We start from the raw sequence: 15,582 nt of genomic DNA on the forward strand, positions 1-15,582 counted from the left end.
AAGCGCTTTTTTCATCCAGTACTATCTATTGTTCTGAAAGGTAAGAAGTAGATTCTTCCCTGTTCTTACCCAAAATCCGGATCAGATTCTCCTGTTTTAATGCAGGGGAATAATAAAAGCCCTGCTGGCAGCTGCACCCGGCTGCAGTTAAGACAGAAACCTGGTTTTCCGTTTCCACGCCTTCTGCAATTATGGACAGATTAAGATCGTTGGCTATTCGAATCAGTCCCTGTATGATATGTCTGGATTTCTCATTGGTTTCCAGCTGCCAGATAAAGAGGCGTTCCAGCTTCACTGTGTGAACAGGAAGATCCAGGCTGGCTGAAATACTGGAACATCCGGAGCCGAATTCACTCAGTATCAGTTCCACTCCCATATCAGCCAGCTTCTGAAGCATGATGTTGAAGTTTAAATATCCCATAGTCAGTGCGCTTTCTTTCAGTTCTAAAGCCAGCGTTCCCTGTGTAATACGGTAAGCCTTTATAACACGTGCAACCTCGTCGATAAAGTCCTCCTGTAAAAAAAGAACGGGAGATACGGGAAGTGTAATAGATTGAAATTCGCAGCCGGCATCTTCCGCCTGCCTGATGCACTGGCAGACCTTTTCCAGGGCATAATAAAGTAAAGCCCGGATCTGTCCGGAATCCTCTGCCACAGACATAAATTCACCGGCTCCGATTAACCCCAGTCCCTTAATAAAAATACGCATGGATAGTTCTGCTCTGGTAAATGTACCCGTCTCAGTGGAAAAGGTGGGCCGGTAAAGGATCTCCACTTCTTCTTTTTCAAGGGCGGTCTTTAAATACAAAGCGATGGCCTGGCGGCGAAGAAGCTGGTTCTGTAAGGTGCTGTCAAAAATCACTGCCTGATTGGGGCCGCCCTCACCGGCTCTTGTCACTGCCAGATCCAGGCACTTAAGCATCTGCTCAGAGGTAACTGCATGACCGGGATAGGCACACAGTCCCATCTGCACAGAACATAAGCAGTCTGTATCGTCAATCTTCCATGCATGATCAAATCTTCCCGCGATCTTTTCCGCCAGAGACATGGCCTGGCCCTGGGAAAGATGGTCTAAAACGATCATATATTCCACACCGATATAATGATAGACGTAGTTCCCGCAGGTTTCCTTCAAATAGGCAAGAATCTGATTCAGGAGATTTTCGCAGTATTCGTAGCCCAACAACTGGTTGAGCTGTTTAAAATTCTCTATGTATAGTTTTAAAACAACACCCCGTTCATTGGAGCCGAGTGCATGACTGAGATGCTTTAAGCAGGCATCTCGTTCCAGTTTAACCGTAAAATCACGATTCTGATCCGGCTTAAGCGCCAGATTAACATCAGGAATTTTAATCTCTTTTTTTTGAAACCAGTGCATTGGGCTTGCCTCCTGTTCTTGGCTGTCTGGTATTATTTTATTATATATAAGGCAGGAAAGCAAGAAATAATTGGAAACAAAAAAATAGGCATTACTTCTGTCAATTGTGAGAATAATAGGAAATATGTACACAGATAGAGCAGTGGAAAGGCAAAAACAGAGGTGAAAATCAATGAATTCAATATGGACGGAAACAGTCCGCATACCGGGGAGAAATCCTCTGCCTGGTAACAGGCGGACAGAGGTGGTGGTAATCGGGGCTGGAATGGCAGGGATTTTAACTGCTTTTTATTTACAGAGACATGGTGTTCATGTGATGGTACTGGAGGCAGACCGGATCGGAAGCGGTCAGACTGGATTTACCACCGCAAAGATCACGTCCCAGCATAATCTGATTTACGCAAAACTGGTAAAAACAGTGGGAGAAGAGACTGCAAGGCTTTACGGAAGAGCCAATCAGCTGGCGGTAGAGGAGTATGGAAAGCTGATCAGACGATATGGCATTCAGTGTCATTATGAAGAAACAGATGCCTATCTTTATTCTGTACAGGAATCAGAAAAACTCTTAAAAGAAGCGGAATGTGCAAAACGGCTTGGCCTTCCGGCATCATTTGTAAGGGAAAGCGGGCTTCCTTTTCCAGTTTTTGGAGCAGTCCGGTTTACAGGACAGGCGCAGTTTCATCCTCTGGAATTTTTAAGAGATATTTCCTCAGGACTTTCAATTTATGAAAGAACCAGAGTTTTGAAGGTACAAGGACACGAAGTTGTGACTGACAGAGGAGTGGTCAAAGCGGAGAAGGTAGTATTTGCAACTCATTATCCATTTATCAATGTTCCCGGATTTTATTTTGCAAAAATGTATCAGGAGAAAAGCTATGTAATAGAATTGGATTCTGCTCCATCTGTTCACGGGATGTATCTGGGAGTTGATTCCAAATCCTATTCCTTCCGGAATGCAGGAGATAAGCTGCTTGTGGGATATGGAAGCCACAGAACCGGAAGTATTCCAAAAGAAAATCCATATATGGTCATGAAGCAGACAGCAAAGCATCTGTTCCCGGAAGCAGAAGAAGTTAAAAAATGGTCTGCCCAGGACTGCATGACACTTGATGGAATCCCCTATATAGGCACTTATTCCGTTTTCAAGCCTGACTGGTATGTGGCGACCGGATTCGGCAAATGGGGTATGAGCACTTCCATGGCTGCGGCAAAAATACTCAGCATGCAGATTCTGGGAAAGAAAACTCCTTTCGATGAGGTTTTTACGCCCCGGAGGTATCACATCAGGGCTGGAGCAGGTACACTGGTATCTCACAGTCTTAAGTCTGTAAAGGGACTTTCCGGCGGAGTTTTAAAAGGCTCCGTTAACTGCCCGCATATGGGCTGCCGTTTAGTCTGGAACCGGCATGACAAGCGCTGGGAATGTCCATGTCATGGATCTTCTTTTGAAATAAACGGAAAAATATCTTCTAATCCTGCACAACAGAGTATTCCATTCATAGATTGATATTAGAAACTTTTCAAGTATGAAAGGAGTCAAACATCCTATGGATGGTAATACGAAACAACGGTGTTCCGACTGGTCTTCTCCGATGGAACTTGATATGTCCGTGTGTCCGGGGACAGTGATTCGTCCGGATATGCCTCTGGGTTCCGGTCCTGCAAAGAACTCACAAAACCCGTCAGCGCCGATTCCAATGACACAGCAGGATTTATCCAGATGTCCCTCTTACTATGGATCCATGAAATGCCCGGATAATCCCCATTGTCCGGAGCCCGTAAAATGTCCGGAGAAGGCAGCAGCTTCTGCGCCAATGAAATGTCCGGAAAAACCGGTATGCCAGATGCCGGTAAAATGCCCGCAGCAGGGCGTTTCTCCTGCGATGATGAGATGCCCGGAGATGCCTCCCAAGCCGATGAAATGTCCGGACCAGGAAGTCTCTCCCGCAGTAATGAGATGTCCTAAGATGCCTCCCAAGCCGATGAAATGTCCGGACCAGGCAGTCTCCCCCGCAGTAATGAAATACCCGGAGATGCCCCCATGCCGAATGAAATGCCCGGATCAGGCAGTCTCTCCCGCAGTAATGAGATGTCCTGAAATGCCTCCCAAGCCGATGAAATGTCCGGACCAGGCAGTTTCCCCCGCAGTAATGAAATACCCGGAGATGCCCCCATGCCGAATGAAATGTCCGGACCAGGCAGTCTCTCCTGCAGTGATGAGATGTCCGGAGATGCCCCCTAAGCCAATGAAATGTCCGGACCAGGCAGTCTCTCCTGCAGTAATGAGATGCCCGGATATGCCCCCCAAGCCAATGAAATGTCCGGACCAGGCAGTCTCTCCTGCAGTCATGAAATGCCCGGAAAAGCCCCTCAAGCCAATGAAATGTCCGGAAATGCCCACCAAGCCAATGAAATGTCCGGAACAGGCGGTCTCCCCTTCAGTCATGAGAAGTCCGGAAATGCCTCCATGCCCCAGGATGTATCCGGATATGCCCCCATGTTGTATAAAACCCAATATGCCGATGGGTATGGCTCCCGGCATGTATACTGATTCAAAGCCAGCTAAATGTTCTGGTGCTGAGAACATTGACCGGTATCCTATAGCCATGGCCTATGTTCCATGGCAGAGATGGCAGGAACCTTATTCTGTAGACACAGCAATTGAAATGGGAACTATTTTCCCGGATTTATTTAAACCATTTTTGATGGGAGGGTGCAGGTAATGGGAAATTGTAATGTTGTTGATTGCGATATGTTATTAATGCAGATATTTCAGGCCAGTTTCGCAATGGACGATGTAGTCCTGTATCTTGACACCCACCCGTGTGACCAGGATGCATTGAATTATTACTATTATGTAGTAAATATGCGGAATCAGGCTATGCAAACCTATGAGCAATATTGTGGTCCACTGATGGCAGATGGAGTTATGGACGAAAACTACTGGACCTGGGTAAATGATCCATGGCCATGGGAAGGAGTGTGCGGCTAATGTGGAGATATGAGAAAAGGTTGCAGTATCCTGTAAATATTAAAACACCTAATCCTAAAATCGCTACCTTCATTATGAGCCAGTATGGCGGGCCTTAAGGCAAATGTATATAATAAATGAACTTCATTTCTCCGGACTTCTTATCATAAATAATCTTTTTTACCACACTGCGCAGTGCCCTTCCTTTGGCTTCACTGCTGACCGACTGATCTGTCAGTATATCGCAGGCGCTGCTTATTCTGCATAATGATGCGTCCCTGTTGTGAGAGTCCATAGCGTTTTTTGAAGACTCAATGGATTTTATCCTGATTTTCAACTCTGTTTCTGTCTTCTTCAGACGTTCTTTTCCAGCGCGGTACTCTTCCAGATCATCAATTCCGTTTTCATAAGCTGCTTTTATTTTAATTTCCCTGGCACGGAGCTTTTCCAGTGCAGATTCTAACTGCTGCTTTTCCAGATATTGATCCAATACGGCCCGTTTGGTGTATTCACTGGTTCCGGCAGCAGCGGTAACGTGTTGTAAGGACTTAATAATGAGAGACTCCGCCTTTTTATCAGAGATACAGCAGGATTCCTTATGAAGCCCTTTTGTATAGCGCCAGCACTGAAAATAGCCGGACTGATGTCCGGTTTTGCTGCCGGCATGATATCCTAAGCTGGCTCCGCAATAGCCGCAGATTAAAAGTCCTGAAGCCCAATGCCTGCAGGCGGAGACTTCCCTGCGGTTTCTGGGTCTGTATTCCTGTTTCAGCCGCTGCTGGTTTGCCTTAAATACAGAAGTGACTTCCTTCCTTATTTCATGAGAACCCTGAAACGAGATATTGTTCCAGGTAACGGTTCCATCATAGAATTTATTTTTTAATATCCGTTCTACCGCTCTTCTGTCAAATGAATTGCCACGTTTGGTACAATACCCATGATTGTTAGCCTCTTTTGCGATAGAAGCCAGATCCATCCCATTGAAAAAAGACTGATGTATAAATACAACGGCTTCATATTCTTTTTCTTCTATAATAAAAGGTTTTCCTTCCCCTACTGCGCGGTATCCTAGACAGGGAGCTGCCTGATAGCCGTTTCTAAGCGCTTTTTCCGTCATTCCCCTTGTAACTTCCCCGGATAAGTTAATGGAATAGTATTCGTCAAACCATTCAATGATACTCTCGATAAGCCGGCCGAACATGCCTTCCATGATCGGTTCAGAAACACTTTTTATAGTAATACCGCATTTTTTTCGAAGAACACTTTTGTAAAACATGCTTTCTTCCTGATTTCGGGCAAAACGGGAAAATTTCCATAAATAGAGGTATTGAAAAGGAGATGGATTTGTTTTTGCAATGGAAATCATCCGCTGAAACTCTTTCCGGTTATCAGCCCGGCGTCCGCTGATACCTTTTTCTTCAATAAAAATGTACTCGTCAGGGATTGGCACGCCATCAGCACTTGCTGCATTTTTAATCTCCCGAAGCTGTGCAGCAGGAGAAAGCTCAGTCTGATCGTTTGTACTTACCCGGACATAAGCTGCACCAATGGGCTTTTTGGGATTTTTAATCAATAAATTCCCTTCTTTCCGATGATTAAAAGAGAAGATACCTGGAAACAGGTACAATCTGTGTCACATACATTTTACAGGGAAGGAGATGGAAATATGAGTAAAAACATTAGGATTGTAAATTACATAGATTTAAACGGAGAAATGATTTTATTTGATAGTCTGCCGGAGAAGAGGCAAAAGCAAGCCGGGGAAAAGCTCCGGGATCTGATGATGGAGAATGCAGGCTACGACTTAAAAAGGCCATCAGAAAAACACCGGCCATCTTAGATGACCGGGCCATTCGTTTAGACGGGGATGGGCAGGCAGTTCAGGAACTGGCAGCATCTTCCGTGCAGTCCTCGAAAGGAAAGAAAAATTCCGGAATACCTGAGGCATATGGAGCAATATCGTACTGCTGGTAGTAGATGACCAGGCCGCAGGGCTTTAAGAAAAAGGCGTTCATATCAAAGTTTCCCCGGATCAGATGGGGATAGTCATCAAAGTAGGAGGCAGGAGCATCTTTCATGCGATTTGAGATATCATTTTCGATCACCTGAAAGATGGTATTATTTAATGCTTTTACGTCGGGAAAAAAATCTGTCAGATTCAGCTGATCCCCTGTCTGGAAGTCCCAGGTCTGTGACTGTCTCAGTGTATTTCCGTGGGCCCCGCCTAAATAAGAATATTGGTCGGTATAGAGGCTGGTGATGCAATCCTCGTTATATGTGACGTCATAATCAGATAAGAATTCATAGCTGTGAAAGGGAAACTCATTATCTTTTGCATACATGGCATTTTCAACAGCCTGAGGGTATAAAACCTCACGACAGTATTTTTCAGCCTGCCGGGACTGTATCTCATAGAACTGGCTGATGGCGGGGGCAGTAACAGAACTGCAGGTTGATGTAAAAGAAGGATAATGAATGGTATAGGTAAGTACAGGAACGTCGTTATGAAGGAGGACATCTGCCTTTGTTTTTTTAGAGATTGTCTGCATGAGAACCTCAGGAAAGAAAGCTTTTTATATTATATGAATACTCAGCTTGTTTATTGCCGGAAAATGCACGAATCAGGGATATAATATGTATATTCGAAGCTGTTTATACCATACTATCTTTGAGGTGAACGATATGAAAAACAATAAAAAAGATAATTACAGCTCCAGTGCAAAGGAAGAAAACAAAAAGCCTGAAACATTTCAGGATCACTGGGAGACTGGAAAATTCTTAGGTCCCAATACTTTGAGACATGAAGAAAGCATTAAAGTGTATGAAGATAAGGAGGAGGAGTGATAAAACACTTCTCTTCCTTATTTTCATTATTGAGTGAATAAAAGAATCTGTTTTTGAAATTTGGCGGACCAGATGGTGAAATGGGCGCTTCCATGCGTTATCTTTCCCAGCGTTATGCTATGCCATATAAGGAGGGAAAGGCGATATTAACTGACATTGGAACGGAAGAACTGGCGCATCTTGAAATCGTAGCAACCATTGTTCATCAGCTGACCAGAAATTTAACTCCGGAGCAGGTTGTAGAATCAGGGTTTGGTCCTTATTATATTGACCATACCACAGGTATATGGCCACAGGCAGCGGGTGGAATTCCTTTTAATGCATGCGAATTCCAGTCTAAAGGCGACCCAATCACCGACTTGGTAGAGGATATGGCAGCAGAACAAAAAGCCAGGAGTACTTACGACAACATTTTGCGTGTTATCACAGACCCCGATATCTGTGATCCCATCCGGTTCTTACGGATGCGTGAAGTAGTCCATTTCCAGAGATTCGGTGAAGCTCTTAGAATCACTCAGGATAATCTGGACAGCAAAAACTTTTATGCATTTAATCCCAGCTTTGATGTCAAAACAAAATGTTAACAGGGGTAATTTTTACTCAGACATAATAAAAAAGGCGTTGATTCACTTCTCGTGGGTCAGCGCTTTTTTAGATAACTTTCAGTTGGTTTAGAGCACCAAATATGTAACGGAAATGTCGTTGGCCGAATATACGTTAGATTAAGAGAATAGTATAATTTAGAGAGGACGTTGGTTCACATTTTGTGGATTAACGTCCTCATTAAATGGAGAGGCAGGAAAAAAGTCGTATATACTTGACATTAGGTAATTTATATAGTAATATTTGTGTGCGGAGGTGATTACAGTGGGTCGAAATATACCAATAAAAGTTGCCCGTGCCCAGCTGGATCTGACACAAAAACAACTTGCTGAAAAAGTGGGCATATCACGGCAGACCATGAATGCTATTGAGCAGGGTGAATATAATCCGACGATAAAATTATGCCGGGCAATTTGCAGAGTATTAGGAAAAAGTCTTGATGATTTGTTCTGGGAGGAAGAAAGCGATGATTAGAAAAAAGAATAATCTGGATGAGATGCAGGAGCAAAAGTTACTAAAGATAGAACACTATGGATTCTGGTTTGTATATTGGGGATTGTTAGCTGCGATTTTGCTGCAGGTTACCCTGGCTGCAGATGTAAAAAATCTATTTCATAATATTGCTGGTGAATGGCTGGTATTTATGTTTGTTTCCATATATATGTTAATTGCCTGTCTGGTCAATGGCATATGGGACAGGAGACTGAAACCAAATGTAAAAACAAATATTATTCTCAGCCTGTTATCAAGCACATTGTGTGGTGTTATTTTCTTCGCATCATCCTATTATAAATATGGTAAGTTAGCGGGTGCAGCCGCTACAGGAATAGTTACCTTCGCTCAAATTTTTGTATTATCCATTGGTGCATTGACGTTTTGCGTATTCATTTATAAAAAGAGAGTGCGAAAACTTGAAACAGAGAGTGAATCTGTTTCGGTTGATAATGAAGATAAATAAAATATGAATAATTAGTTTGTAACCAGAGGACGTTGGCTCACTTTTTGTGGATCAGCGTCCTGTTAATTATTCAGGGTAGCTGGAGTACCTCTTTTTTGCCTGAAATAAATAAAAATCATACTGTATTCTTCATGATAAAATAATCTCTTAATTTTTTTGCATATTTTAAGCGTTCTTCTGGTGTTGTATTTTCCCTGTCTGACTTATATAAATTATCATTTTTATATCTTGGAAATAAATGAAGATGATAATGCCATACATCTTGATTTCCACAAGGTTCATTGTGTTGTCTGGAAGAGACTCCGTCACATCTGTAAGTTTCTTTTAAAGCCAGTGCAGTTTCTCTTTCTAAATCATGAATTCGGTGTGAAATTTCTGACGGTAAATCATATAAATTCTCAATATGTATATTAGGAATTATAATGACATGGCCTTTATTATTTTTCCACCAACAAGAGGATATAAATGCAGTAACATAGTTATCTTTATATATTATATCGTCCTGCTTGGTATTTAAATGTTCATTTTCTATGCCCTCTGCAATTTGACAAAAAGGGCAGACATACCCTAAGGGTGCATGATTGTACATATCGTTTCTCCAATAAATCTATAAGCTTACATGAATGATTTTTAATGTAAGTATACAAAACTTATACAAATATTTCAAATATAACTAAATATAAAATTTTACTTTTGGTAAAATACGGTATAAGATAGAAGTAGTCACTTGTCCCAAGTAATATTATGATGAATATAAGGCAAGACCATATTTGTTTTGTCCCCATAATTGGAGGAAGCCGACAAGAGGGGGGATCTTGTCGGCTGTATGAAAAAAAGTTTTATTTAAAAGGTTATTGGCCTCTTTACATTAATTAATATACCGGAAAAATGTGACGGTATTTTGATGGATCTGTGAAGAGTTTGTGAAAAGTAAGATGCAGGACTGGTGTGTAACAATACAGGAAAATAATACAGAGTTACGAGGTGGGTATGTATGAAAGTCGGAGAAGTATGTTTATTTACAAAAGATGTTATTCAATTATCGAATTTTTATAAGTCTTTATTAAATATCGATAACGGCAGTGATGATAGTATACATCAATTTATCATTTCAGAGGAAACAACGTTAACTGTCTGCTATGATGAAACAGAGCGGAAAGAGAATTCACAGAATATTTGTTTAGCTTTTACGGTAGAGGATATAGATTTTCAGTATGAAAGACTGAAAGCACTCGGTATTAAGATTCTTCAACCGCCAACTGTGAGACCATGGGGAGCAACGAATATGAGTTTTTTAGATCCTGATAATAACTTAATAGTATTTAGATATTTCCCTAAAGAATAGAATAATCACGCTCCCCCATGAATGGGAGGAGCCGACAAGAGGGGAGTCTTGCCGGCTATATGAAAAAAAGTTTTATTTAAAAGGTTATTGACCTCTTTGCATTTAATAATATACTGTGAAAGTGTGACAGGATTTTGACGGATTTGTGAAGAGTCTGTGAAACAAGAGTAATTAATTACTGAAGAAACGAGGGTTAAACATGCGCGATTATTTTATTAATACAACAAGAATTGGGTTCTCCAGCTGGAGTGACGCCGATTTAAATCTGGCATCACAGCTGTGGGGGGAAAATGAAGTCACCCGGTACATCTGCTCCACAGGTAAGTTTACACATGAAGATATTGTGAACCGCCTGAATACGGAAATTCATAATTATGAATTGTATCATGTGCAATACTGGCCGATTTTTGAATTGTCAACAGAAGAACTCATTGGCTGCTGCGGTATCCGCCCTTATAAATCCGAAACTCATTCCTACGAACTGGGGTTTCATCTGCGGGAAAAATACTGGGGGCAGGGCTATGCCTCTGAGGCAGCAAAAGCGGCTATTGATTACAGCTTTCACATCTTAAAAGCAAAGAAGCTGTATGCAGGCCATCACCCCCAGAACAGAGCATCAGAAAAGCTGCTGCTAAAATTAGGGTTTCAATTTACCGGCAGAGAATTTTATACACCAACGGGGCTGTATCATCCTTCGTACGAACTTGTAAACCGTTAATATTACAGGAAACAAATCACTCCGCATGTACAAAATGTTGGCACTTGTTTATGGTAACAAATCCAATGTTTTCAATGCATAAACCAGTTCTTTTGTATCAAAAATCTTTCTTTTTCAACAAAAGTTTCCTTTATTCGATTGACGGAGCCACCTTATACTAGTAAAATAAAGACAAATATGAAAGAGGATGGGGCATTATTTATGGATAACAGAAATAGCATTTTGACAGATACACTTCCGGATCAGGCTATTTTCGCTCTGGATATTGGAACCAGAAGCATCATTGGCATGGTAGGAATGCCGGATGGAGACAGAATACATATCGTTGCCATAGAGAGAGCCGAGCATACAAAGCGGGCGATGATTGACGGACAGATCGAGGATATTGATCAGGTTGCAAAAATTGCCGGTCAGGTGAAAGCGAGACTGGAAAAAAAGCTGGGCTGCAAGCTGTTAAAGGTTTGTGTGGCAGCTGCGGGAAGAGCACTGAGAACGGAAAGTGTGACCTATGAGATGGAGCTTGCCAGAGCCCAGAAGATTGATGCAGAATCCGTCAGCAGACTGGAAGCCGGAGCCATAAGCGAAGCGGAAAAACAGTTTATGAACCGGGAAGGCCGGGATAATGACAGGCAGTTTTATCTGGTTGGTTATACCGTAAGCAGATATTTCCTGGATAACTATATGATTTCCAATTTAATTGATCACCATGGACGGGTATTGAAGGCTGATATCATTGCTACATTCCTTCCGACGGAGGTTGTTGAAAGCCTTTATTCCGCTATGCATAAGATTGGTCTGGAGGTTGCAAGCCTCACCCTGGAGCCGATTGCAGCCATCAATGCGGCCATTCCCCAGAACATCCGTCTGTTAAACCTGGCTATGGTGGACATCGGTGCAGGTACCTCTGATATCGCTGTCTGCCGGGATGGAAGTGTAACCGGCTATACCATGGCCATACTTGCAGGAGATGAGATAACGGAATCCATTATGAAAGAATATTTAGTGGATTTTACAACCGCGGAAAAAATCAAATCCCAGATTGATGAAGAAGAGGAACTTACATTTACAGATATCCTCGGATTTGAACAGACGATTACCAGAGAAGCTGTTTTCGGCAGCATCAAAGAGGCGTCCTCCAGGCTTTGTCAGGAAATCTCTGATAAGATACTGGAAGTTAACGGCGGTATGCCGTCGGCAGTTTTTCTGGCAGGAGGGGGAAGCAGGCTGTCGGGGCTGAAAGAGGGAATCGTAGAACATTTAAAGATTGATCCCAAGCGTGTGGCCATAGCAGGCAATAACTTTAAGATTAACGCCTATTCCGATGAATACGATCTGGAGAATCCGGAATATGCGACGCCTCTTGGAATCGTTATCTCTGCCGGATTTAATATTGTCAATGACGGTTTCCGGGTTATTCTAAATGACCGCCCAGCGAAGCTTTTCCGCGGCGGTACCTTTACCGTTATGGATGTTTTAATGATGAACGGTTATAACTACCAGGATATGATCGGACGTTCCGGTCAGAATCTGGTTGTCAGCGTAAACGGAAAAAGAACTGTTTTTTACGGTGAGAAGGCGGAGCCGTCTGTTCTTACACTCAATGGGGAGGAAGCACAGCTTTCTGACCAGGTAAGTGCGGAGGACTGGATTGTATTTGTGCCTGCCAGCCACGGAAAAAGCGCATTTGCCATGCTTTCTGATATTGAAAAGCCAGGAGCCGGAAAGAAGATTCTTGTAAACGGCATCGAGGCAAAAGACGATCTTCCGCTGAAATCCGGTGACAGCATTGTAATAGAAACACTCCAGGCAGAAGAAGTCCAGCCTGAAGAAACTCCAATAGAGGAAGATCTGTATGATGACGAAGAGGAAGCGCAGAGCTTTTTAAATGAGACAGTTCCTGCAACTCAAAACGTTCCCGGAATTTTAACTCCCCCGGCACAGATGACTTCTACCGGCATTAACCTTGATCAGGAATCCCGTTTAAAACTGGACGGACATAAGGATGCAGCAGCTTCTTCTGATGCTGCCTTTCATAAAAGCAATGGAAAAATTACATTTTTCTTAAATGACAAACCCATGACGTTTCCCATTAAGCCGGACCAGCGCCCATATTATCTGATGGACATGCTGGAATATTCCGGACTTGATTTTAAGAATCTTACCGGGAAGGTAATATTGGAGGTCAATGGAGAAAGCGGATACTTCCAGCAGGAATTAAAAAGCAGAGACCGGATCATGATTTATCAGGTAAATGAATAAAAGAGGTGTATATGGGCGTGTTGAACGTAGTTAAAAGGGATGGAACAGTTACGGAATTTGAATTAGTAAAGATTGAGGCTGCGGTTAAAAAAGCCTTTGAGGCAACCGGCAAGTATTATACAGACAGCATCGTGGAGCTTCTTGCTTTGCGGGTAGCTTCTGATTTTCAGAGTAAGGTTCAGACAGAGAGTATTCCTGTGGAAGACATTCAGGACAGTGTGGAAAAGGTACTGGAAGAAACGGGATATACAGAAGTGGCAAAGGCTTATATACTCTACCGGAAACAGAGGGAAAAGATCAGAAACTTAGGCAGTACCACACTGGATTACAAAGATGTGGTGGATCAGTATGTAAAAGTAGAGGACTGGCATGTGAAAGAAAACTCCACGGTCACCTATTCGGTAGGCGGTCTGATTCTGAATAATTCCGGGGCAGTTACCACAAATTACTGGCTTTCAGAAATCTATGACAGGGAGATAGCAGACGCTCATAATCATGGTGACATACATATCCATGATCTTTCCATGCTCACAGGCTACAGCTGCGGATGGTCGTTAAAGCAGCTTCTTTTAGACGGTCTGGGCGGAATCAGCGGAAAGATTACTGCTTCACCGGCGAAACATCTTGCAACGCTGTGCAATCAGATGGTAAACTTTCTTGGCATCATGCAGAATGAATGGGCGGCATCCCAGTCATTTTCATCCTTTGATACTTATCTGGCACCGTTTGTTAAAGCAGATCAGCTGAATTATGATAAAGTGAAAAAATGTATGGAGGCCTTTGTATTTGGAGTGAATACTCCAAGCCGCTGGGGTACCCAGGCCCCATTTTCCCATATTTCCCTTGACTTAACAGTGCCGGAGGATATGAAATCAAAAAAGGCTATTGCAGGCGGAAAATTTATGGATTTCACCTACGGGGACTGTCAGGCAGAGATGGATATGGTAAACCGTGCATTTTTGGAAACTATGCTGGAAGGAGATGCCGGAGGAATGGGATTTCAGTACCCAATTCCGGTTTTTGAGATAACAAAGGAGTTTGACTGGTCTGATTCAGAAAGAAACCGTTTGTTATTTACACTGGCTTCCCACTATGGTACTCCCTATTTTTCCAATTATATAAATGGTAACCTTACTCCTGGAGACGTACGTGCTTTTACTCCGGAGAGCGTTCCTGATTTAACAAAGCTGCGCAATAAGGCAGGCGGGTTTTTCGGTTATGGGGAACATACAGGTTCCATAGGGGTCGTTACTCTGAATCTGCCGAGAATTGCATATTCAGCTACTGATGAAGCGGACTTTTACCGCCGGCTGGACCGGGTGGCAGACCTTGCAGCCAAATCCCTTGATATTAAGCGAAAGGTAATTACCAGCCTTTTGAAAAATGGACTTTACCCCTATACAGCCTGTTATCTGGAAAACTTCAACAATCATTTTTCCTCCATCGGCATTGTCGGTATGAATGAGGCCGGAATGAATGCGGACTGGCTGGGTGCAGGAATGGAATCAGAACAGACTCAGGCATTTGCAGTAAATGTAATGAAGTATTTAAAAGAAAAGCTCATTGGATATCAGCAACAGTATAAAAGCCTGTTCAGCCTTGAGGCCACTCCCGCAGAATCGGCTGCATACCGGCTGGCATTGATTGACAGGGAGGAGCTTTCCGGGATTAATTCTGCAAGTAAAAATTCAGACGTTCCCTATTATACCAACAGCACGAAACTGGCAGCAGACTGGGGAGGAAGCCTTTCTCAGGCACTGGCCATACAGAATCGGGTTCAGCCTTTGTATACGGCAGGCACTGTATTCTCTGTTTACATGGAAAAGGAAGAAGAACATTATCAGACTGTCAGGGATGCATTAAGGAGTATGACAGAACAATATGAGATTCCTTATATGACATTCACACCTGTATATTCCGTCTGCCAGAACTGCGGTTATCTTCCGGGAAGCCAGGAGATCTGTCCAAAATGCGGTAAAAAGACGGATATTTACAGCAGAATTGCCGGGTATTACCGGCCGGTCAGTGACTGGAATGAAGGAAAAGCCCAGGAGTTTAAAAACAGAAAAATGATGGCTTTGGAGTAAGAAATTTACCTTATTAACTCACATATGTAAGACAGGGGCATAAGATATACTACGAACTGATTAAATTAGGAGTATATGAAAATGAGTTGTAATAATTGGAATAACGGCTGCAATTGCAGCTGCCCAGGTAATTATGATAATAAGTGCAGCGTGAAATACAGTGATGTCAGTGATGCATCAACTGGAAACGGCAACATGAATATGTGCTATCGTAAGGGATATGCAGAAGGCTTTAAAGATGGTTATGAGACCGGCTTCCGTGATGGATTCTGGACCGCAAGCGGCTGCGGAAGAACCTATGGCGGGAATGTAATGGGATCTACCGATTATGGCTGCGGCTGCAAATAATTTTAATCTGATAAGAGTTCTGGTTTTCATTTTTTGAAGACCGGAACTTTTTCTTGTATCTCGGTACAATA

General features: G+C 42.8%; 16 protein-coding genes and 2 pseudogenes. 14 read left to right on the top strand and 4 right to left on the bottom strand.

The window, feature by feature from the left end:
* Nucleotides 1-25: 25 nt before the first annotated feature.
* Nucleotides 26-1,378, bottom strand: a complete 1,353-nt coding sequence (locus tag DS742_RS23800; protein ID WP_117419441.1) for a GGDEF domain-containing phosphodiesterase — start codon at nt 1,376-1,378, stop codon at nt 26-28.
* 172 nt (nt 1,379-1,550) lie between these two features.
* Between DS742_RS23800 and DS742_RS23805 the strand changes: the two genes are divergently transcribed.
* The 4 genes and pseudogenes from DS742_RS23805 to DS742_RS23820 form a co-directional block, all read left to right on the top strand.
* The gene (locus tag DS742_RS23805) at nt 1,551-2,885 is read left to right on the top strand and encodes an FAD-dependent oxidoreductase (RefSeq protein WP_117419442.1); all 1,335 of its coding nucleotides are present in this window, start codon (nt 1,551-1,553) and stop codon (nt 2,883-2,885) included.
* Nucleotides 2,886-2,925: 40 nt separating this feature from the next.
* Nucleotides 2,926-4,101 carry a spore coat associated protein CotJA gene (locus DS742_RS29630; RefSeq protein WP_242996738.1) on the top strand — a complete coding sequence of 392 codons (1,176 nt, stop codon included), beginning with the start codon at nt 2,926-2,928 and terminating at the stop codon, nt 4,099-4,101.
* A complete protein-coding gene (locus DS742_RS23815; RefSeq protein WP_117419443.1) occupies nt 4,101-4,370 on the top strand; it encodes a spore coat protein CotJB in 270 nt (89 codons plus the stop codon). The genes DS742_RS29630 and DS742_RS23815 overlap by 1 nt, the downstream gene beginning before the upstream one ends.
* Nucleotides 4,370-4,465, top strand: a pseudogene (locus DS742_RS23820) (manganese catalase family protein); the annotation flags it as partial. The gene DS742_RS23815 and the pseudogene DS742_RS23820, both read left to right, overlap by 1 nt.
* On the opposite strand, the gene DS742_RS23825 reads toward DS742_RS23820, so the two are convergent.
* Entirely contained in the window at nt 4,465-5,922 is a 1,458-nt protein-coding gene (locus tag DS742_RS23825) for a recombinase family protein (protein WP_242996742.1), read from the bottom strand. The pseudogene DS742_RS23820 and the gene DS742_RS23825 sit on opposite strands and share 1 nt — an antisense overlap.
* A gap of 93 nt (nt 5,923-6,015) precedes the next feature.
* On the opposite strand from DS742_RS23825, the gene DS742_RS29040 reads away from it, so the two are divergent.
* Nucleotides 6,016-6,189: a hypothetical protein gene (locus DS742_RS29040; protein ID WP_170313564.1), complete on the top strand. Its 174-nt coding sequence runs from the start codon at nt 6,016-6,018 to the stop codon at nt 6,187-6,189.
* A 40-nt stretch (nt 6,190-6,229) separates the two neighbouring features.
* Here the strand turns inward: DS742_RS29040 and DS742_RS23830 are convergent, their stop codons facing one another.
* Entirely contained in the window at nt 6,230-6,898 is a 669-nt protein-coding gene (locus tag DS742_RS23830; protein WP_117419444.1) for a DUF3298 and DUF4163 domain-containing protein, read from the bottom strand.
* Between the two features lie 133 nt (nt 6,899-7,031).
* Between DS742_RS23830 and DS742_RS29045 the strand changes: the two genes are divergently transcribed.
* The 4 genes and pseudogenes from DS742_RS29045 (at nt 7,032) to DS742_RS23845 (ending at nt 8,754) form a co-directional block, all read left to right on the top strand.
* Nucleotides 7,032-7,193: a hypothetical protein gene (locus tag DS742_RS29045; RefSeq protein WP_170313565.1), complete on the top strand. Its 162-nt coding sequence runs from the start codon at nt 7,032-7,034 to the stop codon at nt 7,191-7,193.
* 56 nt (nt 7,194-7,249) lie between these two features.
* Nucleotides 7,250-7,777, top strand: a pseudogene (locus tag DS742_RS23835) (manganese catalase family protein); the annotation flags it as partial.
* A 283-nt stretch (nt 7,778-8,060) separates the two neighbouring features.
* The gene (locus DS742_RS23840; RefSeq protein ID WP_117419445.1) at nt 8,061-8,270 is read left to right on the top strand and encodes a helix-turn-helix transcriptional regulator; all 210 of its coding nucleotides are present in this window, start codon (nt 8,061-8,063) and stop codon (nt 8,268-8,270) included.
* Nucleotides 8,263-8,754: a DUF6773 family protein gene (locus DS742_RS23845; RefSeq protein WP_117419446.1), complete on the top strand. Its 492-nt coding sequence runs from the start codon at nt 8,263-8,265 to the stop codon at nt 8,752-8,754. Before DS742_RS23840 ends, DS742_RS23845 begins: the two co-directional genes overlap by 8 nt.
* A gap of 115 nt (nt 8,755-8,869) precedes the next feature.
* On the opposite strand, the gene DS742_RS23850 is transcribed toward DS742_RS23845, so the two are convergent.
* A complete protein-coding gene (locus tag DS742_RS23850; protein WP_117419447.1) occupies nt 8,870-9,343 on the bottom strand; it encodes an HIT family protein in 474 nt (157 codons plus the stop codon).
* A gap of 405 nt (nt 9,344-9,748) precedes the next feature.
* On the opposite strand from DS742_RS23850, the gene DS742_RS23855 reads away from it, so the two are divergent.
* The 5 genes from DS742_RS23855 (at nt 9,749) to DS742_RS23875 (ending at nt 15,511) form a co-directional block, all read left to right on the top strand.
* Nucleotides 9,749-10,099 (top strand): VOC family protein, encoded by a 351-nt coding sequence (locus DS742_RS23855; protein ID WP_117419448.1) that lies wholly within the window; start codon nt 9,749-9,751, stop codon nt 10,097-10,099.
* Nucleotides 10,100-10,298: 199 nt separating this feature from the next.
* Nucleotides 10,299-10,817, top strand: a complete 519-nt coding sequence (locus tag DS742_RS23860) for a GNAT family N-acetyltransferase (RefSeq protein WP_117419449.1) — start codon at nt 10,299-10,301, stop codon at nt 10,815-10,817.
* A gap of 201 nt (nt 10,818-11,018) precedes the next feature.
* Nucleotides 11,019-13,076 (top strand): cell division protein FtsA, encoded by a 2,058-nt coding sequence (locus DS742_RS23865; protein WP_117419455.1) that lies wholly within the window; start codon nt 11,019-11,021, stop codon nt 13,074-13,076.
* A gap of 17 nt (nt 13,077-13,093) precedes the next feature.
* On the top strand, nt 13,094-15,163 hold the full coding sequence (locus tag DS742_RS23870) for a ribonucleoside triphosphate reductase (protein ID WP_117419456.1): 2,070 nt from the start codon (nt 13,094-13,096) through the stop codon (nt 15,161-15,163).
* An 81-nt stretch (nt 15,164-15,244) separates the two neighbouring features.
* Nucleotides 15,245-15,511 carry a hypothetical protein gene (locus DS742_RS23875; protein ID WP_117419450.1) on the top strand — a complete coding sequence of 89 codons (267 nt, stop codon included), beginning with the start codon at nt 15,245-15,247 and terminating at the stop codon, nt 15,509-15,511.
* Nucleotides 15,512-15,582: the final 71 nt, after the last annotated feature.

The sequence above is a fragment of the Lacrimispora amygdalina genome (assembly GCF_003432035.1).
GTDB classification, from domain to species: Bacteria; Bacillota; Clostridia; order Lachnospirales; family Lachnospiraceae; genus Lacrimispora; species Lacrimispora amygdalina.